This window comes from Pseudomonas sp. EL_65y_Pfl2_R96, from assembly GCF_963970905.1.
In the GTDB taxonomy this organism is placed as follows: Bacteria; Pseudomonadota; Gammaproteobacteria; order Pseudomonadales; family Pseudomonadaceae; genus Aquipseudomonas.
In genome coordinates, this window is record NZ_CAXAQH010000123.1 from 1 (window position 1) to 730 (window position 730).

Genomic DNA, 730 nt, shown 5'->3' on the forward strand with positions numbered 1-730 from the left:
GTCGCAAGGGCGATGCCCAGAAGCGCCGCGAATGCAAGTTTCATTAATGATTTCAGATGCATGACGTGATGCTCTCCACACGTGCGGTTGCCGGGATGGCGCGGCGCAGATAGGTTTTGCGGATGCGATACTTCCTGACAGCGGCAATGGCCGCAGCTTGGCTCTTGGCGGCATACCCTTACGGGCTATGCATTTTTGTCGTCGGCGCTTGCTGGCATTGGACCCTGTATCGATCGAAGAAGATCGTTCGGGTTCAGCTTCACCCCAAGCGACGTCGCAGTGTTGGCGAGGTTTTTCGAAGCCATCTTGAAAAGAGACTGCGCTTCTGGAGATCGCTGGGTCTGCACCGCCAACAGAGCCTTCGCCCACTTCGCAAAGCTTGAAGCGCCAGCTGGCGATGAGAGAACGCGCGCCGCCCCATATCCGCCAACAGCTGCCGCCACAGTTGAAATTGGGGAAGCCACAAGTCCGGTCGCGATTGCGTAGGCGTTGACGTTCTGAGCCGTGCCGGACGGATTGCCGAACTTCGCGCCGATCTGCTTCAGACGGTCGGAAATCAGAGCGATGTCGTCGATGGCCTGCCGATGGGGCCCTGCATTGCCAAACAGAATTGCCTTGGCCTGCGGCGTGTAGGTTTTCCACTGCGAGACGAAGACGTCGGGCGAGAATTGCCCCGTGCGCGGCGAGATGCCAAGGTTACGAATGATCGCTCCCGCCAGATCCGTGCGAT

General features: G+C 58.9%; 1 protein-coding gene. It reads right to left on the bottom strand.

Annotation, left to right across the window (positions count from 1 at the left end; genetic code table 11):
- Nucleotides 1-185: 185 nt before the first annotated feature.
- A partial coding sequence (locus AACY49_RS29775; RefSeq protein ID WP_339527768.1) for a hypothetical protein occupies nucleotides 186-730 on the bottom strand: 545 nt, incomplete at its 5' end.